This window comes from Roseibium aggregatum (genome assembly GCF_017309185.1).
In the GTDB taxonomy this organism is placed as follows: domain Bacteria; phylum Pseudomonadota; class Alphaproteobacteria; order Rhizobiales; family Stappiaceae; genus Roseibium; species Roseibium aggregatum_B.
In genome coordinates, this window is sequence record NZ_JAEKJZ010000003.1 from 500869 (window position 1) to 523853 (window position 22985).

Annotated in this window: 17 protein-coding genes; 13 read left to right on the forward strand and 4 right to left on the reverse strand. The window is 59.2% G+C overall.

Translation table 11 applies throughout. The features are described from left to right. Positions 1 to 309: 309 nt before the first annotated feature. Positions 310 to 2766: a hypothetical protein gene (locus JF539_RS17475; RefSeq protein ID WP_207141973.1), complete on the forward strand. Its 2457-nt coding sequence runs from the start codon at positions 310 to 312 to the stop codon at positions 2764 to 2766. A 43-nt stretch (positions 2767 to 2809) separates the two neighbouring features. Here the strand turns inward: JF539_RS17475 and JF539_RS17480 are convergent, their stop codons facing one another. Continuing rightward, the gene (locus tag JF539_RS17480; RefSeq protein WP_207141974.1) at positions 2810 to 3358 is read right to left on the reverse strand and encodes a hypothetical protein; all 549 of its coding nucleotides are present in this window, start codon (positions 3356 to 3358) and stop codon (positions 2810 to 2812) included. A 163-nt stretch (positions 3359 to 3521) separates the two neighbouring features. Between JF539_RS17480 and JF539_RS17485 the strand changes: the two genes are divergently transcribed. After that, entirely contained in the window at positions 3522 to 4112 is a 591-nt protein-coding gene (locus JF539_RS17485) for a LemA family protein (protein ID WP_207141975.1), read from the forward strand. 9 nt (positions 4113 to 4121) lie between these two features. Here the strand turns inward: JF539_RS17485 and JF539_RS17490 are convergent, their stop codons facing one another. Beyond that, a complete protein-coding gene (locus JF539_RS17490) occupies positions 4122 to 5180 on the reverse strand; it encodes a hypothetical protein (protein WP_207141976.1) in 1059 nt (352 codons plus the stop codon). Between the two features lie 123 nt (positions 5181 to 5303). Between JF539_RS17490 and JF539_RS17495 the strand changes: the two genes are divergently transcribed. The 5 genes from JF539_RS17495 (at position 5304) to JF539_RS17515 (ending at position 13397) form a co-directional block, all read left to right on the forward strand. Beyond that, on the forward strand, positions 5304 to 7535 hold the full coding sequence (locus JF539_RS17495) for a vWA domain-containing protein (RefSeq protein ID WP_207141977.1): 2232 nt from the start codon (positions 5304 to 5306) through the stop codon (positions 7533 to 7535). Beyond that, on the forward strand, positions 7532 to 9325 hold the full coding sequence (locus JF539_RS17500) for a hypothetical protein (RefSeq protein WP_207141978.1): 1794 nt from the start codon (positions 7532 to 7534) through the stop codon (positions 9323 to 9325). The genes JF539_RS17495 and JF539_RS17500 overlap by 4 nt, the downstream gene beginning before the upstream one ends. Before the next feature lie 11 nt (positions 9326 to 9336). Next, entirely contained in the window at positions 9337 to 9978 is a 642-nt protein-coding gene (locus tag JF539_RS17505) for an SH3 domain-containing protein (RefSeq protein ID WP_207141979.1), read from the forward strand. Positions 9979 to 10254: 276 nt separating this feature from the next. After that, complete coding sequence (locus tag JF539_RS17510; RefSeq protein WP_207141980.1) at positions 10255 to 12087, forward strand: serine aminopeptidase domain-containing protein; 1833 nt, start codon at positions 10255 to 10257, stop codon at positions 12085 to 12087. A gap of 5 nt (positions 12088 to 12092) precedes the next feature. Then, entirely contained in the window at positions 12093 to 13397 is a 1305-nt protein-coding gene (locus JF539_RS17515; protein ID WP_207141981.1) for a hypothetical protein, read from the forward strand. A gap of 129 nt (positions 13398 to 13526) precedes the next feature. Here the strand turns inward: JF539_RS17515 and menC are convergent, their stop codons facing one another. Continuing rightward, on the reverse strand, positions 13527 to 14633 hold the full coding sequence (gene menC, locus JF539_RS17520) for an o-succinylbenzoate synthase (protein WP_207141982.1): 1107 nt from the start codon (positions 14631 to 14633) through the stop codon (positions 13527 to 13529). Positions 14634 to 14747: 114 nt separating this feature from the next. Here menC and JF539_RS17525 point away from each other — a divergent pair, with 114 nt between their 5' ends. From JF539_RS17525 to JF539_RS17550, 6 genes are all read left to right on the forward strand, one after another. After that, positions 14748 to 15620, forward strand: a complete 873-nt coding sequence (locus JF539_RS17525; protein WP_207141983.1) for a MurR/RpiR family transcriptional regulator — start codon at positions 14748 to 14750, stop codon at positions 15618 to 15620. A 207-nt stretch (positions 15621 to 15827) separates the two neighbouring features. Then, complete coding sequence (locus tag JF539_RS17530; protein ID WP_209017376.1) at positions 15828 to 17387, forward strand: ABC transporter substrate-binding protein; 1560 nt, start codon at positions 15828 to 15830, stop codon at positions 17385 to 17387. 81 nt (positions 17388 to 17468) lie between these two features. After that, on the forward strand, positions 17469 to 18392 hold the full coding sequence (locus JF539_RS17535; RefSeq protein ID WP_207141984.1) for an ABC transporter permease: 924 nt from the start codon (positions 17469 to 17471) through the stop codon (positions 18390 to 18392). Then, complete coding sequence (nikC, locus tag JF539_RS17540) at positions 18392 to 19273, forward strand: nickel transporter permease (protein WP_207141985.1); 882 nt, start codon at positions 18392 to 18394, stop codon at positions 19271 to 19273. Before JF539_RS17535 ends, nikC begins: the two co-directional genes overlap by 1 nt. Before the next feature lie 3 nt (positions 19274 to 19276). Continuing rightward, entirely contained in the window at positions 19277 to 20971 is a 1695-nt protein-coding gene (locus JF539_RS17545; RefSeq protein WP_207141986.1) for an ABC transporter ATP-binding protein, read from the forward strand. Continuing rightward, positions 20968 to 21909, forward strand: coding sequence for a DUF6963 family protein (locus tag JF539_RS17550; RefSeq protein WP_207141987.1), 942 nt, complete (start codon positions 20968 to 20970; stop codon positions 21907 to 21909). Before JF539_RS17545 ends, JF539_RS17550 begins: the two co-directional genes overlap by 4 nt. Before the next feature lie 49 nt (positions 21910 to 21958). On the opposite strand, the gene JF539_RS17555 is transcribed toward JF539_RS17550, so the two are convergent. After that, positions 21959 to 22477, reverse strand: a complete 519-nt coding sequence (locus JF539_RS17555; protein ID WP_207141988.1) for a hypothetical protein — start codon at positions 22475 to 22477, stop codon at positions 21959 to 21961. Positions 22478 to 22985: the final 508 nt, after the last annotated feature.

Below are 22985 nucleotides of genomic sequence, written 5' to 3' on the forward strand. Positions count from 1 at the left end.
AGCCATGATCCGGGATACATCGATCCGGAGCAGGGACCACTACAGTCAATCGGCAACCCGTTCGGCGCGAGGTGAAACCCATGTCTGAATAGCCGCCAGATTTGTAGACGGCTTCTTCCCTGATTTTGAGGCAGGGAGGCCATGACGGGCAGGCTGATTACCTCCTGGCAGGGGCGTAGGCCTATCAGAGAACCGTGGTGCCGGAGCGGTGAGGTCTTTTGGCCGCGTCATCACTCACATGGGTGATGTGCCAGTCCGAAAGCAGGTCGAGAATGCGGCTTTTCAACCTGCTCCGCGAGCGTCCGCACAATGTCCCGACTTCCCGACTGGATTTTCTCACTTGCTTGCATTGGCTTTCTCTTCGGAGCTGATGCCGTTTCAAGTCGGGCGAAGAGTGAAGAAGTTGATCGATTTTCTCTTGAAGTTGGAGAAACGCAGCTCACCGGATTGGCGACGCGAAGTGGCGAAGACGCGCTTGAGATTCGTCTCGTCGCAAAATGGGGGGGCAACTGCTACTCATCCCTGGGAGAACCTGATGGCGAGCCGTCTTCTGAATGGATAGCGCTCTGTGAATCCCTGCAAAAGGATGGAACGGGCGTCTTTACCGGCACATTGCAGCGAGATCCCTGGTCAGCGGTTTCAGCCTTTACCGGAGAACTGAAGCGAGAAGATACCGGCTTTTCTCGTGAGTTCACCCTGACCCCGGGAAAGGGTTGCTATACCGATCTTGGGATCGGCCTGCCTTCGTCGCAGATGGCATTTCACAAGCTTACATCCTGCAAAAGGCAGCCAACGTCCGCAACTTCGGCAGCATACGAGCACCCTACCGCATCCGGAGCCTCGTTTCCGGTCCTGCTTGTTCGTGAAGGTCATCGCTTTGAAGGCTTCGCCACGCCCTATGGGGCTGGCCGGATGGAACTCGACATGAAGTTTGCGGCCGATGATGCAGTTGTGTGTACACGTGCGTTTGATGCGGAAAATGATGCATACAAGCAGGGCTGGCAACGAATGTGCCAGAGCGCTGCCCGTTTCGGCGAGTTGCGATTAGCCGGCATGCTCGAGGTGACTGGCGGTGGCGTTGTAAAGGTCCTCGAGGGGGAGCTGACCGGGCGCGATCCGGCATTTGCTGTGGATGTGAAAATCCAGTCCAGCAAGGATTGCGTTCTGCGCATCGCGACACGAGGTTCGGGCAATCTTTATTCGTATTTCGAAACAGAATGCTCGCCGAGCGGCGAAGGACAGCTCCCTTCAGCCTCCGAGGCGACAGAGGCTGAGGCGGGCGATGACGCCGAACTGGTGGACGCCATCAACAATTGGTTTCAGGCAAGCGAGCCGAGTGACGCCCAGGCCGGCAGCAACTCGTCGCCTGAAGCAGATGGCCGGGCCCCTTTGGCGCCAGGCGGCCTTAAGGACCGGGCTAATAATCTGGGTCCGGTCGATGGGGCCGATGACGATCTCTTTCCAGTCGCCGGAGCGGGGTACCTCAAGCTGTTTTTCTTCAATGTTGAGGAGGGGGCGCCTGGAGGTGGCAATTCATCTGAACCATGGGCGCGAATTCAATTGGCACGCGTTGCTCCCGGCCAGGAAGAGATCCGCATCGACAGCTACAGTCAGTGCCCAAACGATGTGAAAATAGCCGCTCCGGCATTCTGCAAAATGGCGGAAGAGAATATTGGTGAGGCGATTGCGATTGAAGATTATGGCTTTAACGGCAGCTACGGAATTGGTCGTTTCACCTACAATGGCGACACCTGGTTTTTGCGGTTGCGTGGCGACACCGGAAAACTCGAGGCGGATCTTATCCGCACGCAACTCATGGTGCAGAGCGATCTGGGCGTGAACCCGACCGCACAAGATGCCAAGTCTGAATATGATGTTGGTGGCCGGCAACTGCCTGTGGCCTCCGAGGATCTCTATCCCCTGGACGGTTATGGCCACATGCAGGTCTTCATTGCGGAAAAGATGCCGATTTCAACCGGCCGTCCCAATGTGCTGGTCCAAAGCGGAGATGTGGTTTTTCGCGGCAGCGGAAGCAACGCGCGCATTCATATTGATGACTACGGCCAATGCCCGACTGGCGTGAGTAGGCGCTTTTGCAACGAAACCCAGAGCGGACTGAACCGGTCCTGGCCGGTTGAAGACTACCGGTTCAACGGGGCGATTGGCACTGGTGAGGTGAGCTACGCGGGGACGCGCTATGTTGTCGTGCTCGCCCAGTCGTCGAGCGGTCAAATCGAGGCGCAGTTTTACCTGAGCGACAGGGCGACCCTTGGCATGTTCTCGACGAAGGTCGGTCCATACGAGGAACAGCCCGACGATCATGCCGAAGCCGGTGCTCCCGCTTGTGCGACCGGCTTTCAGGGGCAGGCGCTGGTGGTCTTCGCTCGCCCCAAGAACCACAAGGACGAGCCCCTGGCTTGGTGCTCGGGGCGAGCATGTGTCGATCAGGACATCGGATATGCGCATACGATGTGCGAGGTCGCCTATCGCGAAGACTTGCGCCGCTCCGGGGAGCTCACATCAGGCTCAGCCGAGACACAGATCTTGTGGGGCAAGGCATGCGGAATCCAGGGTTCGCCTCAAAATGCCGCAGCCTTCAAAGCCAAGGGTGCCCAGTCGGGCATATTCGTTGATGCACCGGCACGTGTCATGCAGGCCTATCGCCATCTGAATGAAGGGCAGTCACTCGATTTCTGGCTGGACTACGAAAGCTGCTCGAACTGCCAAGCGATCGAGGCGCTGGCCTGTGAGAAGTTTGAGGGCTGACGCCAGAGTGACAGGGCGCCAACCGTTGGTGTTGGGATGAAGATCACTCCCGCGTCAGGACAAACTGAAGACGCGCGGTGGCTGGTCCTGTTTCGGCAACCGACAGGCCCACCATCTGATCCGCTGAGGCCATCCAAAGATAGAGATCCGTTACAGGCCCCTTGCCGGTGCCCACCGATTGTCCGCGCAGGAAGGGCATGTCCTCGACCTTGCAATCGTAGAGGATTTCCATCTCCTGCGTGTTCACTGTGGCGAGAGGGTCCGGATCGTCCTCCCGTGGGTCGAAACTGGCTTGGGTCGTCTGATCCCAGTAAACGGCAAAATCGCGTTTGACTGTCTCGCCACGCAGCTGAAGATGATCCTCCTCGAGGGAGAGGCGCATGACCATGGTGGGCGGCAAGGTTTCCATGGCCTGTGGCCGGCCGGAAACAGTCAGCAGACCTTTTGTCCATTCCAGCTTCCATTTGCCTTCGATATCGGTTTCGTGGTCGCCGATATAGCTCTCGGCGCGTAGCCCACATGGTGATGCCACAGCCGCAGTCGCCAAGGTGAAACCGGCGGCTATCACGCCTGCAAAGATCAGTGTCTTCATTGATGTCCCATTCGTTCCTTCAAGTGGAGCCGAGTTGTCTCGGGCGTCTCACCCTCGTTTGAAACAGCGGGCGGCGCGTCACTCAGATGAGTGATGTGCGATTGGGCTTTTCGGTCTCTTGTCAGGGCAATCGCGTAACACTTTTCCTGAAGGAGGGCTGAATGTGGTCGGCCAGTTGTTGATTTTGCTCGTTGTTCTGCTGGCCCTCTGCGTGGGCCTCACCCTGGTCTACGTCGTCACCTTCAACGGACTGCAGACGGCCCAAACCCAGGTCGTTGAGACCTGGTCCGGAATTGAGGTCCAGCTGAAACGGCGGCATCAACTCGTTCCGGGGCTGGTTTCAGCGGTGAAGTCCGCCATGCGGCATGAGACGGCATTGTTTGAGAAGCTGATCGAGGTGCGAAATCAGGCCGAGGTTGCCATGAGATCAGGGGATGCGGACGAAATCTCCAAGCAGGAAGCGGCGTTGTCTCACCACCTTCGAGGGGTTTTGGTTCAAGTGGAGGATAACCCGGCCATTACAGCGACCGGGAACATTGAAGCCTTTCAGAAACAGCTTGAAGAGACGGAGGATCAGATCGCGGCGGCTCGCAGGATCTACAACGGCAACGTTCAGAACCTGAATGCGCGTATCGCAAGTTTTCCGGGCAACATGATCGCACCGCGTCACGGCATCAGACCGGCCAATTCGTTCGTGCTTGGCGAAAGCGAATTCGAAGCTGTCTACGCGGGGCCGGAGGTGGCACTCCACTAGGGGGCAGCGCTACTCCATATAGGTCTTGAGACGAAGCAACCTGGTGCTGATGGCCTCCACATGGCCCTGCATTTCCGCCGCGCATCGGGAGGGGGTTTGCTTGTCGAACGTAACCGGCATCGCACAACGAAGGTAGATTGTGCTTGCTTCCACCCGAACTTCAGCGCCGGCAGCACGGAACAGGTCGATCAGCAGCGTTTGGGCCGCGGGCGTCAAAAGCTGGAAGAGCTTCAATTGCTCTCCTGAGCGAAGCTGCACCTTGTAGAGATCGTTGAAGGCGACGCTTTCCAGCCTGGCGTCAAAACGGCTTTTCAGGGCAGGGATTTCGGCGCTCAACATGACACTCAGGTCGAAGTCAAGCGCTGCCTTCACTGCGATGACCATGCGCAGAGTGTAATTCCCCGACAGGTTGCTGGCAGAGACGAGAACAGGGTTTCTGATGTCATGTTCGACGAGTTGGGCAGTCATCCAGAGCGGGGTTTCCTCATGATGCCACCAGAACAAGGCTTCAGGCGAGATGGGAGCGGCTGAGACGGGGCTCGGCATGAGAAACGGCTTGAGCCTTGAGGTCACTGTATAGATGTGCGGATCTGTGAAGGTAATTGCAGGCGGCCCCTTGTCGGTCCGGTACTTCACTGCAGCAAGCGCGTCGATCTGCTCCGCTGAGACGGTCAGGTCCGGCCTCTTGGGAAACACGTCCTGCGCTAAGGCCTGGATATCGGTCTTTGTCGGCTGCCTGCGTGCGCCCAGGGACCGGCGAATGGAAGATACCTGCAAATGCCAGGATCCACCCAGTTTCTGACCCAGGGCATCAAAGGCCAGGGCATGGCGTTCGGGTTTCTTGTCGTTGATGTTGAACGCCAGGAGCAGAACGCCGCCGAAAAACAAGGGGACTCCAAGGAAGGCTATCAGATCGAAACCAAGCGCCTTGCCGCCGATGAAAAGCGTAGCGCCGAGCCCCGTAAGCAAAACGTATCGCGCGATGCCAGGGCCTTTTGCGGCGGGTTGGAATGTATGCCGCTCGACTTCAAGCTGGCCGGAGAAGGGATCCCAATGTGTTTTGCGCATGTTGGCTCCACCTGTTTCAAACAGGAATAAGGAGGCAGGCGCGGCGCGCATCACTCATTTGAGTGACGTAGCCCCTCGTGCAAGTGGTTAGCATCCGCCCAAACGACTAGCTTTGGAGCGAGCATGACCCTTCTCAACCTAAGAAAACTGACGTTTGCGTCGGCCTTTCTGGCCTGTGGCACGGCCAGTGCTGTTGCAAGCGATCTGATGGTTGTCTTCGACGGTTCCGGATCCATGTGGGGGCAGATCCAGGGAAAGACCAAGATCGAGATCGCGCGTGAAACGCTTTCCGGCGTGTTGGGTGAGGTTCCTCTCGACGCAAATATCGGCATGATTGCTTATGGGCATCGCGAAAAGGGACTGTGTTCAGACATTGAAACGGTGGTTCCAACCGGTCCGGCCAGCCAGACCGTGCCGCAGATGGTGGGGGCCGCCAATCGTCTGAAACCAAAGGGCAAGACGCCATTGGCAGATGCGGTGCGCATCGCGGCGGAAGAGCTGAAATTTACTGAGAATGCCGCGACGGTCGTTCTCGTGACGGACGGGATCGAGACCTGCAACGCCGATCCATGTGCACTGGCGAATGAACTGGAGTCCCTTGGCATTGATTTCACCACGCATGTGATCGGCTTCGGACTGTCGGAGGACGAAGGAAGCCAGGTGCAATGCCTCGCCGAGAATACGGGCGGTATGTACCTGTCAGCCAAGAACGCGGAAGAGTTGTCCGATGCACTCAGGCTCACTGTGCAAGCCGAGCCGATTGCCCCCAGTGAAGATGATTTTCTGCCGATGGAGCGCGATGTGCGGTTCATTTTTCGCGACACACCGGATGGCGAGCAGATCGGCATTCGCCAGCTAAGCGGTGTCGTTGAAAAAGCTGATGGTGGAGCCATCGCGGACGGTGCATTCGAGTTTCGGTACCCCGAAGCGCATGGCAACTCTGCGGTCGCGACGTTGGAGCCGGGTTCATATGTGGGGCTTTTTCAGCGTGATGGCGGGACGAACGGCGGCTACACGGTCCGGTACGCCTTTGAAGTGCCTGAAGGCGATGGCGAGCATGTGATCGAGGCGGCTCTCTCGGCAGCGCTGACACTCAATGTCTTCATCAACCCCGATTTGCCCTACGCGAAGGGCGAACCGTTCCCGACCGCAATCGGTGGCTCACGTCGTCGTGTCAATTTCGAAGTCTTCGAGGTGCACGATCAAGCGGTTTCTGAGGAGCCGGTGGCATCGGCAAACATGGATCAGTTGACGGTTGTCTTGTCGCCGGGGACTTACCTCGTGCGCGGCAATCTGGACAACACAACCTCCGCCGAGCGACTTGTCGAGGTCGAGGGAGGCAGAACCACGGAGTTTGATTTCTCCTTCGACGCAACGAGAGTTTATCTCGACGCGCGGCAGGCAGATGGAACTCCGGTCAAGCGGCAGACAACATATTGGTACGCCGGGTCACCGGGCGACGTGAAATCCTGGATCAAGGGGAGTGGAGTTTCCAAGGGTGAGCTGACACCGTTCTACGTTCCCACCGGTACCTGGGGTGTGAGCGTTGGCGGCGAGGGGTATGGCGATCGACGCAGCCGGCTCATGATCGATGTCCCTGGCGACTATGCTGATATCCGCCTTGAGGTGGGTGAAGGCGAGCGCCTGAATGCCGATGAAAAGGGATATCTGGATTCCCGCGCCTACATCGGGTGCCTTGAGCAGCTGAAGGTGAAATATACCGGTTGCCTGGTTCAACGTGCGGATCTTGGGAGCAGCGGTGAAGGACAAGAGCCATCTTCGCCGATTGAACCGTCGGAAGACGCAGCAACCGATGATTTCTCCGACAATGAGACCACCTTCGAATTGCACAAGGCGGAGACCGGCAACCCGACAACTCTTGCTGGCGTCTTCGTCATGTACGGTCCGGGCAGTCCGCTTGAGGAAATCATCGATGATCCGATGCATGCGCAGAGCTGCCAACGCAGTCCGGTCGTGATCTACCCCGATGGAAAAGTCTTTGTGAAACGCTTCGTCAATCCAAAGGGGCCGGAAGACAATCCGTTCAAGCCTAAAGCGGCAGGCACCTGCCAGGTGAACAATGGGCGTTATGATTGCAGCATTGCTGAGCGTGGCAAGCCGCTTGAGCGCATGGTTTTCCAACCTCGCAGCATGGGCAACGGCCATTTCGAGATCTGTAAGTCAGGGCAATCGGAGTGCGATGTTTTTGCTTCCTGCTTCTTTCCGGGAGGGAAAATGAACGCGACGCAGATCATGCCGAACGGCCGTCCGCTGGGAGACCTGATGATCGAGCGGGCAGACGGCCAAGCCCCCGGCTTTTCCTACGGTGAAGACAATCAGGTGATCCTGCCATGACCCTCCGCTTGGTGATGACACTCGCCATCGTATTGCTCGAAGCCGTTTCGGCGCGTGCGGACGATTGGACCGGGAACTGGGACAGCAACTACGGTCAGCTACGGCTGATCCAGGAAGGCGATCGGCTTTACGGTGACTACGCGGACAATGGCACGATCGAGGGCATCGTCGGGCCGGACCGCAAGACAGCCCATGCAGTGTTCTATTGGAACAACGGTCAGTGGGGCACGGTTTTGTGGCGGCGCGCCAACGATCGCATGGTTGGTGTCTGGAATTGGAGCAAGGATGGGCTGCCTGAGCTGAAAAGCCGGAACCGGTGGATGGCCACGCGTACGGCGAGCCGTGTCGCGCCGCTCAAGTTTGCCAGTCAGATCAAGCGGCGCTTTCCAGAGCAAGACGTGAATTTCACCGAAGGGCCGTTCTTGAGTTGGCTGTCCTTCAACGGCAGCAGAAACGTGCTGCAGGAGAACGGGAACGCAAACGCCAACAGCAACACGGGCCAGAACCCGCGCACGGGGTTAAGCCGTTGGTACGGTGGCTACGATCTGGTGAATGTCGGCCCGGCATTCGAGATCAGCGCCGATGTCATCCACTACCGGAGCCAGAACACCGCATCCATTGATCTGTCCATTTACGCGCGACCGGGCGGGCAATGTCCGCAGACCATGCACTTGGGCTTTTGCCGGGATCTGGTTGCAAGCGCCGATGCGCGTGGGTTCGTGGATGTGAAAACGAGCGGAGTTGGCCTTCTCAACCCCTCGAATGGCGGGATTGGAGAAGAGTTTCGCGTCGCGTTCCGGCTGCCGGGAGACAGTCAGGACCGTCTCCTGGTTCTGCGCCGCGATGTGACCTCTTTCAGCGCGTCCATTCACCATCCCCAACGAGGTTGGGATTACGACGGGTTTGCGACGGCGCGGACGCACATCTGCGAAACCTCACAATGCATGAGGGCTGTGTTCGACGAGGTGCGGCGTTTCCCGAACCGTTTCCGCAAAGGCTATAATTCCACTTACTTGAACCGCATCTACAATCTTCCAAACAGCATCACGGCGTCTCGCCGCAACACGCAGGTACCAGCGCCTGCACCGGGTGGCGGCGGCGCGCTGGAGGGAACCTGGGGCCTCTATGAGGAGACCGGCGAGTCTCTGGGATATGTCACGATGTCCGGGCGTGGTCGAAACCTGCAGGCTTCCGGCAACCTCGCCAATTTTTTCGTGAACGGTGCTTCGGCCGAAACCCGGTTTTCGCTTGCCCAGCAAACCGACGAGGCCGCCGCCTTTGATCTGACGACGTTTGCCGATGGATCCGGCGAGCGAAAGACGGGGCGTTTGATTGTGGAGTTTCCACGCTCTGGCAGCGCTAACCCACGCGGAACGCTTATTGTCGCCGATGAAGTGCTGTTGGTGGAGCTTAACGCGCATAACGGTGGGGTGACGCCCAACTGGCAGACGCATCAAGGTGAGCAGTCTGACCCGGACCCGGACCAGGACTTCGATAATCCGGGCTTTGGCATCTACAAATTCACCTATCGGTTGCGCGGCGTCCCCCCGGGCCGAGCCGTTGCGCTGCGTGCGGGGCCGTCACGCAGTGAGAGCATTGTGAGATCGCTGTCAGGTGATGCGCGCGCGCTGCAACTGAACGATTGTGATCCGGATGTTGACAATATCGGGTTCGAAGCCGCGTCGCGCGCCGCCCAATTGTCCGTTCTGGACGCCCGTTGGTGTGAAGTTGTGACCCCTGATGGCAATGGCTGGCTTCCGGGCCGCTATCTTCAGCCAGAGCAAAATTGAGGAAGCCCCCCATGCACAGGATTATGAAGCTCATCATGAGTGTCGGGCTGATCGCCGCCAGCGTGGCGCCCGGAGTGGCGGCTGACCATCGCTACGAACACAACGGCTCAACCATGCGTGTGGAGGTCAGTGGCTCCTCCGTTCGCATCTACTATGAAAAGCCGCGACAGGGGCTGTCGGCTCACGGCGTCAGGCCTGGGACGCTTCTCTTCGATGGCAAGGTCTCCAACGGGTATCTTGAGGGTATGAGCCGCATCTTCAATGCCAATTGCGGCGAGGTCGACTACTACGTCTATGGTGATTTCGTGCCCGGTCAAAGCTTCAAGCTGAGCGGTGCTGCCCCGGTTCTTTCCGGTATGAGCTGCCGGATCGTCGATAACGTCTACACGGGTCCGAACGCCAACCTGCAGTTCAATGCCTTGCGAGCCGGTGCAGGCAGGCCTGCCAATGTCGGCCGCCCGGGCTGCGTGACAGGAGTGAATTCCTATCTGAATGTTCGTTCAGGTCCAGGTGCCGACTATGGCCGGATCGGAACGTTCGCAGCAGGCAGTTGCGGGATCGAGATTGTGAACAACCACTGCCTTGGAGAGTGGTGTCTGACCAGACAAGGGCCGACGACGGGGTGGGTGAACAGCCGGTTTCTCAACCGCTGACTTTTTGGGCCGCAGGCTAAGTCCTGGCGCGCCGGAGAACACGCTTGAAATGCACCGGTGTCCCTGGCGCCAAAACGAAATCGTCACTGGGTTTCGAGTGTCACCTAGTTGCCTAGATGGTTCTACTCAGTCAATTTGAGATAAAAAACAATAGTTTGTCATTTACTTGCCGGTTTCGGCATGGTAATTCGAGGGCTCTTTCCGAGAAGTAATTGTACCTGCAGTTGACATTCGATGATGTTCTCTCGCAGTGCCCTCAGTTCCAGCCAATCCAATATGCAAACACGCAACATAGTCACGATGGACGGCGTGCCGCTCGTCTTCAGAACCTTTCCAGCAGACAAACCCAGCGGAAAATCCGCTTTCGTGACCCATAGCCAAGCCCTCCATACGCTGAATATCTCGCAGACCATGCAAGGGTTGGCCGACCGGGGCTGGACCGTTCACGGAATTGACCTGCGCGGGCATGGTTATTCAGTGTCAGAGCGTGCGCCCTACGCACATCTTGAAATCGGTCGCGGCTGGGATGACCTGGTCAGCGATTTCAAGTTGGGGCTCGAGGCTGCCTTCGACGGCATCCCCTGGGAGGACCGGCTTATTGTCGCGCCCAATATCGGGGCGCTTCTGGTTCTCGAATGCCTTAAGGCTCAGCCTGATCTCGCCCGCAATATTGTGTTCGTGACGCCGCCGCCCAATCAGCCGGGCTTGATGAAACTTGCGAGAAGCATAACGCGGGTTCGAGCGCTTCTACATCCACCAGAGCGCCCCGATGAACTGACCTTTTACCAGCTTTACACGTTCTTGGGAGCGCACCTGGAAGACCGGAAAAACCTGATCGATGTCATTTCGTCGGACAAGGCTTTCACCCAATCCATCCTGGATGATCCCTATGCCTGGCCAACCCCCACGACAGGATATTTCTACGAGCTTTTCCGCGGAATTGAAAAAGCATGGAAATGGCCTCGCAACATTGAGGTGAAAGAGGGCACCCGGGTTCTTCTGTTGTATGGCGGGGATGACCCGATGACCGCGAATGGCCGCTTCATCGCCCCGATCCGGAAGCATTTCAACAAAGTGGGTGTTTATGACGTTGAGAGCCACTGCGTCGAAGGCGGGCGCACCGCCTTGTTTGCCGAAGATCGACGCTTTGGAATTTCCAGCATTATTAATGATTGGTGCGAAGGGCTCCCGCTCAATCCCGACAACACATCGCGTGAAGCCGCTGATGGCGGCGGAATCGAAGGGGTGAGCAAGGACATCCTTCAGCGCCTGGGCCTGGCAGACTTTCGGCATGAGCTGAAGCCGGACGCGCTGGTGGAGCTTTGTTACGGTGCAATCTCCGATGATAACCGCTGGATCGAGATGCTGTATCGGGTGGCCTTTGCGGCTTCCGGCGAAAACGGTCTGGAGGAGCAAGAGCTGGAGACCATAGTTGCGGAATTGATGCCGCACTGGGATCGGTCCTTTAGCCTCAACCGGCAGATCATGCGCTCGGCCGCCGTCGGTGCTGTCTTGCATGAAGTGATCGAGCGCTTCGAGATCGGCATGGCCATCGTCAACGATGACTTCGAAATTTCCTATGCAAACCGTCCCTTTATGGAAGCTGTTTCGACCCTCGTCGGAGGTGTTCGATTTGATGCGGACAGCGAAGATATGGTGGCCCTGAGCAACGCTTTGGCGATGCTGCTGAATACGGATTTTCGAAACAAATCCCGCAAGAGCCAGGGTGAGGCGCTGCTGATGGTCGGGGGAAAGGCGGTCGGTTTTCACTTTCGGCCGCAAACTCTACGCCAGACATCCTTAAACAGGCAGGGGGCGTCGGGTGTGATGATCTTGCGGGCTGCGGATACCGAGACGCGTGATCTCTCTGACACATTTCATGAGCTGCTTCAGTTCGGCTATGGCCTCACTGCTAAGGAAGCACAGGCGGCGTGCTGCCTGGTCAATGGACTGTCGCCAACCGAAATTTCGCGCCAACTCGACGTGTCCATCCACACGACCCGGACGCATCTGAAGAGGGTCTACGAAAAGGTCGGCGTGCAAGGTCAGACCGAACTGACGGCACGGTTGCTTCAGGGGCCTCTTGGACTTCTGGCCGACGGGAAATAACCGGAATGCATGATCCCCGTTTCGGCAGCATGTTGGCGATCGCCATTGTGCTGTTGCTGCCTCTGCTCGCGTCCCTTGCGGTTCAGCGACGATTTCGAGGTGACGACCCGATCGGTGCTTTCGTCAGCAACAAAGGGGGCAACGGCTTTTTGGCCACGGCGGCCGGGGCCATTTGTGGGAACATCGGGATCGGTACGTTTGTCGCCCTGTTCCTGTTTGCCTCGCAGAGCCCGGTGATCGGGTTTTCGATCGCCGCTTCTTATGCGCTCGGCCTGATACTCTGCGCGCTCATGGCGCCTCTGATCCGCCGGCGGGCTGCGGCAGTGGGGGCTATCGGCCTGATCGACTTGATTGCGCGATCGCATGAAACCAGAGGGAATTGGCTTACGTGGCTTCCCATCGCGGTGGTCTTCATCCTGCGCTCCGCGGTTCAGCTAAGCGCTCTGGGCGTCATTGCTGCCAGTCTTTTTGCAGGGCAGACCGCTTTGGCAACGATTGTTTGCGCGGCTGTGCTGACGGGTTATCTGCTTGTGGGCGGCTACCGCGCGGCCGTGACGACGGACATTCTGCAATCAGCCATCATATTGGGTGCGGTTGCCGTGGCCGCGCTCGGGTTGCCTCAGCTTTCGGGGGCATCGGTCGACTTCCTTCAGATTGAGCCGTTTCAGCCGACAATCCTTATCGGGATCTGGCTGCTCCTTCCGTGGAGCGCCGTGCTGGCCGTTGACAATTGGCAGCGCGTTACGGTGGCGAGTAGCGATAGGGTCGCGGTGGCCAGCTATCTGGGAGCGGCGGTGGTTTGCGGCGCTTGCTACGCAATGATTTCGCTGGCCGGATACTGGTCGGGCGGCGGCTCCGTTTTCGATACCTTTTCCGGATTGATGCCACCGGGTGCAGCTTGGTCGGCCACGGCCATGTTCACCGCCTGCATCATGTCGTCCATCGATACATTCGTCATGCCGTTGACGGTGGCGCTGGGCGACCGAAGGCTTTCGGCACTGCGGTGGATTATCCTTTGCTTGATGGTGCTTGTGACAATGACCGCGCTCGCCTTCGGTGACGTGCTCTCAAATGTCATCGCGGCCTTCAATTCGCTAACAGTGTTCCTGCCGGCGGCCCTTGGTGCGCTCTATCTGAAGCGAAAGACGCGCTGGGGCGCAGTTGCCTCCATGTGTTCGGGGCTCGTCGTGGCTCTCTGCTTGACGTTAGTTGATATCAACATTGCCGCCTTGCTGGGTTTTGTGGTTGCGACCGTGGTGTACGGGGCGAGCGTCGTTGTCGCCAATCGGAAGCAACAGGCAGGTTGCTAATTGGCGAGATGAATAGCCCCTGGATTCATAGACGCCTTCTTCCCTGATTTTGAGGCAAGTCCATTACATTATTGGAGGTTTTGTGTGTCCAGGCGGCGTCCCGATCCCCTGTAGGCTCGCCGGGTCGGATCATCGGATCACGGCTTCGTTCACGGTAAAGCGCTTCAACTTCGCGGGATCGGGTTCCACGCCAATCCCGGGTCTTTCCGTCGCCGTCACATAGGAGGGCGCGGAGTAGGTGACGTCCCGGTTGGCCAGGTCCTCTTCGTAGAATTTTTCAGTCGGGAAGACATCGGCCGGATAGGTCATGTTGGGCAGAGTTGCAAAAGCGATCGTCGCATTCTGGGCAACGGCCGATTCCAGCATGCTGCCCATCCAGTTGCCGACGCCCGCGGCCTTGCACATCTCGCGCACCCGCAGTGTGGGCGTGATCCCGCCCAGTCGGCCGAGTTTCAGGTTGATGATGTCACAGGCCTCCTGTTCGATCGCCTGCCGGGCGCGTTCCACGGAGGTGATCGTCTCGTCCAGGCAGATCGGCGTGGCGATCTTTCTGCGCAGCACCGCATGGTCGAGAATATCGTCATGCCTGAGCGGCTGTTCGATCATCGCCAAATCGTACCGGTCGAGAGCGCGAAACATTTCAAGATCGTCGAGCGTAAAGGCGCTGTTGCAGTCGATATGCATCAACAGGTCAGGATAAGCGCTGCGGACGGCGGCGACCATGTCCACACCCCAGCCCGGCCTGAACTTGAGCTTCACTCTCGCCAGACCCTTCTCCACGGCCTTGCCGATTTTCGCGACCAACTGGTCGAGTGTCGGCTCCACCGAGATGTCTTCTCCGACCAGCACGTCCGGCCGGGCCCCGCCGAGCAGCCGCCACAGAGGCCTGTCCTGAGACCGGGCGAGAAGATCGTGAAACGCAAGGTCCAGCCCCGCCTTCGCAAACGTGTTCCCTTTCACGGACTTCAAAAGAGCCTGGAGGTCTTCCCCGGAGGTTAGGGTCTGTCCGGCAATTGCCGGTGCGAGTTTCTTTTGAAGGACAAGGAACGCGCCACCCGCCCATTCCTCGCAATAGTTGGGGCCACTGTGAGGGGCCGTCTCACCCCAGCCGGCGAGACCGCCGGACGTCATGCGCACGAGAACGGATTCAATGGCGGTCTCGTCGCTTGCCGCGGTTCGCCACGGCTCGCGCAGCGGCATGGCCACATGAAACAGGTCAATTCGGTCTATCAGCATCGGAAAATCCCCTGACCTGAACGCGGTCAATCAGACAGGTTATCCATGTTGGGACTTGACTTGACCATACTCGCGGTATCATTTTTTCATAAATGAAACTTTTTGAGCCTTACCATGCCGACTTTCCAGCAAGACCGACTCTTTTCCCAACGTATTCTTGACGCCTATAACGAGATGTCACGCGGCGAGCGTTACCTCGCGGACGTGCTGCTGGAAAATCCGCTTGCGATTCTCGACCAGACGGCCACGCAGCTTTCCGAACGCGCCGGCGTCTCCAAGGCGACCACGGCGCGGTTCTTCCGGTTGCTGGGATACCCCAGCTACAAGGCGGCCCAGGCTCAGGCACGGGTGGAGGGTATCAGTTCCGGCCAGTCCCAGTACGGCTCCCGCATGCAGACGTTCCGGAGCCACAAGCCGGACCTCAGCATTCATCTGCAAAGTGAAGTCCAGAACATGGTCCGCACGCTCGAGCAGCAAAGATCAGACCACCTCGACCAGGCGGTTCATATCCTCGCACGCGGCGAAAAGCTTTGGGTTGTGGGCTTTGCAGACAACTATCCGCTGGCCCATTTCGCCCGTGCGCAGCTCATTCGCGTCCGACCGGATATCCGTCTCATTCCGCTTGGAAGCTTTTCGGTCGCGGAAGAATTTGCGTCGATTTCGGCTTCGGACGCGTTTCTGGCCTTCGGTGTCCTGAAGCGCATTCCGCAGTTCCGCAATGTCCTGAAATCGGCGATCGGGGCCGGCTCGAAAGTTGTCTATCTCACCGATCAGATGACCCGGACGGGAGACGACATCGCGACCGTGACCCTGCGGTGCAGGACCCGCAGCACGGGCCTGTTCGATACGGTTGTTCCGACCCTCAGCCTGATCAATTACCTCTGCTCGGCCCTGGCGATCTATATCGGCGAAAGCGCCATGGAACGGCTGAACATGATCGACGAGATCCATGCCGAATGGGATGATTTGCTGTCCGATCACAACTGACCACTCCCCAAAAATGATGGCAATTTTCACTATTTCACCCAAAAAATCGTCAGATATGAAATAAGTTGTTTCATTTTCGAAATTTTGTTGACGCCGCACCGGTTTGCGGAAAGCATTTCTCCGAGTTGAGCGGGCCCACAGCCTTCCGGGCGCGCCGCTGGCGGGGACAGAACAATTGCCCGCCCTAATCAAGACGGGGACACAACCATGCGCAAACACACTTCGCGAATGCTTCAGGCCTTCCTGGGCGGCGTGGCCATGATCGGCCTGACCGCTTCGGCATCGGCCTCGGAAATTGTCTGGGCACGTTACGGCGACAGCGACACGCTGGACCCGCATGCCAGCACGACCACGCTGTCCATGCAGTCATGGCGCCAGATTTACGATACCCTGCTGGCCTTTGACGAAAGCGGCATGCCCCGGCCCAACATGGCGAAAAGCGTCGAAGTCAGCGAAGACGGCATGACGGTCGTTTTCGTGCTTAACGAGGGGCTTACCTGCCACGACGGCACGCCGTTCGATTCCGCCGATGTGAAATACACCTTCGACCGCGCGCTTTCGGAAGACAAACCGAGCATCACGAAATCGGCCTGGGGCCCGATCTCCGGTGTCAGCACACCGGACGCCACCACCATCGAAGTCACGTTCGAAAAACCTTTCGGCGCCTTCGTTCCCTTCATGGCGGACCCGTTCTCGTCGATGATCTGCGACAGCAACGAAGCTTTCGGGGACGAGTTCGGCTCGACCAAGGCCGTGGGCACAGGTCCGTGGAAACTGTCGGAATGGACCAAGGGCGACCGCATCGTTCTGGAGGCCAATGAAACCTACACCAACTACGGCCACCCGACGGAAAACAAGGGCCGTCCGTTCGCGGACAAGCTGATCATCCGCACCGTGCCAGAAGCGCAGACCCGTCTGGCAGGCCTGAAAACGGGCGAACTGGATATCATCGAACCGCCGCTGGAAGATGTCCCGAGCATCAAGGACGACCCGTCCATGACGCTTCATATCGCGGAAGCCACCGGTCAGGACGTTTTCTTCGAATTCACGATATCCAGGCCGCCGTTCAACGACGAACGGGTGCGCCGGGCCGTGGCCCATGCGGTCGATGTCGACATGGCGCTGGACATCGGTTTCGAGGGACTGGTGCAGCGCGAGAAGTGCCCGATCGCGGCCGGTGTTTTCGGCAATGACCAGGACTTCTGTGCGCAGCACCTGGCAGAATACGACCCTGAAAAGGCGAAAGCCCTTCTGGCGGAGGCCGGATACGGTCCGGACAACCCCATCGACGTGACCATGATGACCTGGACCGGCGGCGGCCGGGAGCGGATCCTGCAGATTTTCCAGAACCAGCTCTCCCAGGTCGGCATCAAGACCGAAATCGAAATCATGGATATCGGCACCCTCAACGCACGGGTGAAGCAGGAAAACGAGAAAACCGAAGGCAAGGCCACCTTCGACATGATGGGCTGGTCCTGGTACGACCCGGACATTCTCTATCAGCTCTGGCATTCACCGGGCGCCTATTCGGGATATAATTCGCCTGAACTTGACGCCATGCTCGAGGACATGCGCTCCACGGTCGACACGGAAGCAAGGCTGGAGATCGTGAAAAAGGTGAATGCCTATCTTCTGGAAAAGGCGATCCATGTGCCGCTCTACACGCCGGGCTGGATGTGGCTCTATGTAACCTCCGCCGATGTTGAGGGGTTCACGATCGGCGCCTTCGATCAGCCTCTGCTGATGGATGTGAAGGTCGCGGAATAAGACTTCCCCCGACGGCGGCATTCCGAACCGGAGTGCCGCCGTTTCCCTGTTTTCCGGCAGCGACAATCGGCGGTCCGCTAGATGTTTCGTTATCTGACGCACAGAATTGGCACGGCGCTCCTGACGGTCTGGATCACGACTATTGCCGTCGCGATGCTGATCCATATCGTTCCGGGCGATCCGGTGCAGATCATGTATGCCCAGTCACAGGGCACCACCCCCGAACAGCTCGAAGAGATCCGGACCCGGCTCGGCCTCAACGAGCCGATCTGGGTGCAATACGGCATGTTCGTCTCGCGGATCGTCCAGGGAGACTTCGGCCAGACCATCAGGGGCAACCAGCCGGTTCTGGACCTTTTGATAGGCCGCTTGCCGAACACGCTCCTGCTCGCCAGCGTCAGTCTCGTCATCGCGGCGCTTGTCGGCGTGGTCTTCGGCTTCTTCGCCGCCTACAAGCGCGGCACTGCGGTGGACACCGGCCTGATGATCACCGCGTTGATCGGCGTCTCGATGCCCCATTTCTGGTTGGGCCTGATTCTGCTTTTCGTCTTCGCCGTGAACCTGGCCTGGCTTCCGGTTGCCGGCGAGGACTGGCGTTCCCTCGTGCTTCCCGCGATCACGCTCGGCGTTGCCAATGCCGGCATCATCGCCCGTCTGACCCGCTCATCCATGATCGACATTCTCAATCAGGACTTCGTGCGCACGGCGCGGGCGAAGGGCCTTCACAAGGGCACCATTCTTTACCGCCACGTTCTGATGGCCGGGCTCATTCCGGTCGTCACCATGCTCGGCCTCCAGTTCACCTACATGCTGGGAGGAGCCATCGTCGTGGAGAACGTCTTTGCCTGGAACGGTATCGGCCGCCTGGCCATCCAGGCGATCTTCCAGCGCGACTATCCCCTGATCCAGGGGTTCATCCTGATTTTCGCCTGTCTCGTGGTGACCGTTTCCCTGATCATGGACCTCCTCTACGCGGTTCTCGATCCAAGAGTAAGGCTGAGCTGATGTCCCTGCAAACCGCGTCGGTCACCGGCGGAACCTCTTCGGAAACGATGCTCAAACTCAAGCAGTTCATGTCGAACAGGGGCGCCGTGCTCGGGCTTGTGATCGTCATGACGCTGATTGTCGTCGCCCTGTTCGCGCCGATGATCGCGCCTTACGATCCGCAGATGATGGGGGCCGGCAGGCGGCTGCAGCCGCCAAGCTTCGCCTATCCCTTCGGTACCGATGAATTCGGACGGGACCTTTATTCACGGGTGATCTACGGCTCGCGCCTGACGCTTCTGATCGCGGCGATCGCGGTCGGCATCGCGCTCGCGGTCGGACTGACGATCGGACTGATCGGCGGCTATGCCGGCGGCTGGACCGAACGCGTCGTCATGCGTCTCGTCGACGTGGTCTTTTCCTTCACCGAAACCCTGATCGCGCTTGCCGCCGTCGCCATTCTCGGGCCGTCGCTCAAAAACGCGATGATCGCCGTCGGCATCGCCACCATGCCGTTCTATGCGCGCATCTGCTATTCCACGGTGCTGGTGGAAAAGAACAAGCCCTATTTCGAGGCGACCGTTGCCGCGGGCGCCGGCCATGCCCGAATCCTGTTTCTGCATCTCCTGCCCAACATCCTGCCGACAATGGTCGTCGTCGCGACGCTTGGCGTATCGACCGCCATTCTGGCTGCCGCAGGCCTTAGCTTTCTCGGGCTCGGCGCGCAGCCGCCGTCGCCGGAATGGGGCTGGATGCTCTCCGCCGGCCGGGACTATTTTTCCCGGGCGCCCTGGATGATGATCGTCCCGGGCGTGGCGATCGCGATCACGGTACTGGGTTTCAACCTCCTGGGTGACGGTGTCCGCGAGATTCTCGATCCCCGCCAGACAAACAGGCGATGACGCATGAGTAGCCCGATCCTGACTGTTGACAACCTCACCATCGGATTTGGCCGCAGCGCGGAACAGGCGCCGGCGGTCCGCAACCTTTCCTACTATCTCAACGCCAACGAGACCCTTGCCATCGTGGGCGAGTCCGGTTCCGGCAAGAGCGTCTCCAGCATGGCCCTGCTCGGGCTTCTGCCTCAGGGGACAAGCCGGATCCTGAACGGGACGGCGATGTTCGATGGCCGCGACCTCCTGCACCTTGGGGAAGAAGACCAGCGGACCATTCGCGGCAAGCGCATCTCGATGATCTTCCAGGAGCCGATGACCTCGCTCAACCCGGTTCTGACCATCGGCCGGCAGATGACGGAAGTTGTGCAGGCACACGACCCCGGGGCGGCTAATGTCGAAAAACTTGCGGTCACCATGCTGGACCGCGTCCGCCTGCCCGATCCCTCCGGCATGATGAAACGCTACCCGCACCAGCTGTCCGGAGGACAGCGGCAGCGCGTCATGATCGCGATGGCGCTGATCAACCGGCCGGAAATCCTGATCGCCGACGAGCCTACGACAGCGCTGGACGTGACCGTTCAGGCACAGATCCTGGAACTGATGCGGGAGCTCAAGGACCAGTTCGGCACCAGCATGCTGCTGATCACCCACGACATGGGCGTCGTGGCCGAGACCGCCGACCGGGTCATCGTGATGAAGCAGGGCGAACGGGTGGAGGAAGGCACGGTCACAGGGCTCTTTGAAAACCCCACGCATTCCTATACCCGCAAGCTTCTGGCCGCGGTTCCGAAAATCGGCACGTCGGACGTCCCGCCGAAAGCGGATGCGACGGCGGGGTCCCGCGCGCCCGTTGTCGAGGCAAAGGATCTCAACAAGACCTTCCGCAGCAAGGGCCACGACGTGCACGCCCTCAACGAGGTCAGCTTTTCCATTCCGCCCGGCGAAACGCTGGCGCTGGTCGGGGAATCCGGGTCGGGAAAATCCACTGCCGCGCGCGCCATCCTGAGGTTGATGGAAGTCGATTCAGGCGAAATCCTGATGGACGGACAGGATATCCGCCAGTTCGGAACGCAGCTCCTGCGCAAGAGCCGGAAACAGATGCAGATGATCTTCCAGGACCCCTACGGCGCCCTGGACCCGCGCATGCGCGTCGACCGGCTCGTGGCCGAGCCCATGCGCATTCACAACATCGCCAGCGGCCGGGAACTTCAGGACAGGACCGAAGCCCTGTTCAGGCAGGTCGGGCTGACAGCCGACCAGATGCGCCGCTATCCACACGAGTTTTCCGGCGGACAGCGTCAGCGGCTCTGCATTGCAAGAGCGCTCGGCGTCGAGCCGAAGCTGATCGTGGCGGACGAACCGACATCGGCGCTCGACGTCTCCATTCAGGCGCAGGTGATCGAACTCATGCTCGACCTGCAGCAGCGGCTCGGGCTGTCCTACCTGTTCATCAGCCACGATCTCGCGGTCGTGGAACAGATGAGCCATTCGATCGCGGTGATGCTGCACGGGCGGATCGTCGAAGTGGGGCCGAGGGACGCTGTCCTCAAGACCCCCGCGCACGCCTATACCCGCGAACTTCTCAATGCCATCCCGATCCCCGATCCCCAGCGGACACGCGGCAAACTGACCGTCACCGACCGGTCCGCCTTTTCGAAAGGTCCACTGCTGCCGGTCTCCGAATTTCATCTGGCGGCCTCATGACTATCGGGATCGCGCTTTCAGGACCCAATGCGGGTCTCGGGATATTCAGGGCGCTGGCCGCCGTCGAAAAGATCGGCCGCGGCGCCGTCGGCGGCTTCGTCAGCTATGCGGCCCTGACCGAAGACGGCCGGCTGCTGCGGGCGCAGACGCAGGACGGCGGCACGTCGACGCTCTTCGGCGGAGCGGAGCCGCCGGCTGAACTGGCGGCGGCCAAGCGCGCGGTGCTGATGTCCAGCGGCCCGAACCGGCCGGAGCCACTCGCCCAGTTCACTCCCGGCGAAGTGGGTGTCGCGCTGATCACCGGCCACCGGTTGCCGAACGTGAGCGCCGGTGGCGGGGTCGCCCCGAACGTCAGGCTTCTGGATGCCCTCAGGCAGGGCACGCCGGTACAGGATGCGGTCGCCTCGGTGCTGGAAGCCAACGGCAATGCGGATGCCGGCCTGATCGCCCTGACGTCTTCCGGCGAGATAGCGATGGGTGACACGGAGTTCGTCCGGATGCGCGAGGACCGGGGAAGCCTGCTTTTTTCCAGCGGCAACAACAGGCTCACCGGTGCGGTGATCCACAATTCGATCTTTCCCGTGCGAGGCGTGACGGAACTGGTGGCCGGTGTCGCGCTCGACTGTTTCGAGGACCCGGACCGGAGCGATCACATGCTCCGGATCGACGAGACGGTCGCAATCGTCCCCTCCGACAGGGAGCGGGTGCATGTCGACGGCAACGGCAAGATTGTTTCGGTCGATGTTGCCCGCGGCCGGATCGAAGACGGATACCTGGAAGGTTCGATCTTTCTGTACCAATCCCCGGTTTTCAGGGATGGAGAGCTGATCGGCCACATCAGCGGCGAGGAACCCTACACGATCGTGCGCGACTACCACGCGGTTTCGTTTTCCGGAAAGGGCAGCGCGCGGATTGCGCTCAAGGAAGTGATGTCCTGAGCGGCGGTTCCTCCCGGAACCGCCCTTTCCTGAAAGCTCGAACCTGGCCCTATTCAGCCTCGTTGGAGACGAATTGCAGCCGCCGCCGGAGGGAACGGGCCTCGCGGCTTTGCCAGAGTTTCAGGAGCCGGTCACGCTTGGCCTCGTGTTCGGGTTTATCGAATGTCGCCTGTTGCAACCGCTGCAGCAGGCGCGAAGCGCGGATGCCTTCGTTGGCCGCGTAGTCGACCAATTCGGGAAACTGCTTGTAACGCTCCTCGCTCATGGTGCGGCCGTTGATGTCGATCACCTCGCCATTGACATTCGTCTTCGGCACGGCCTTGTGATGAAGGGCGACCACTTCCCAGTATTTGTTGAAGACAGGCGCGCCGGAACTGCCTTCGCGCGTGTCGCCGGTGTACCAGCAGAAGTGTTCGGTTTTCTTGCCCTCGCCCAGGCCGTGGTGGCTGGGAAGAAGATATGTCTTCCTTACACAGTTGAAGATCCTCGGTCTTACAAAGGTCGGAAGCCAGCGATCAGGAAAGAGAAGTGCGGCACATTGCTCGTCGGCTTTTACAGCCGAGACCACGGAACGTATGACTTGGCGTTGCAGTCAGGGCTGTCGATCGACAGCCCTTTAAAGCTGCAGGTTGGTACCATGCCGCCCTGTCAGGCGAGAAACCTGCAAAATAGATAGCTGCAAAAACTTGAGAAAATTGGTAGCGGAGGACCGCTACCGTCAATCCACACACCGACCGGAAATACGCTATAGCCTCCGATTGTTCTCGCGGCTGCTGGCAGCATAGTGGTGCATTCGACCGGACCGGTTTGGGGCCGTAAGCCGACAGTCCGGTTCTCGCAGTTGGATCAGCAAAGCGGACATCGCATTTGCAACTAGGTGCGGGGACTTTTTGCCCTGATCTGCCTTCGGGCACCGTCTCAATGAACAGCAGCTTCGCACCCCGCTTCAAACATTTTAGAATCGCCCCTAAGAGCGACCGTTTGCTGCAAACTCACTTTAGATTTCTCAATTGTACCGTGACCGTTCAGCAATGATTCAGGTTCAGGGCGCTAGAAGGATATCGAAACGACGAAAG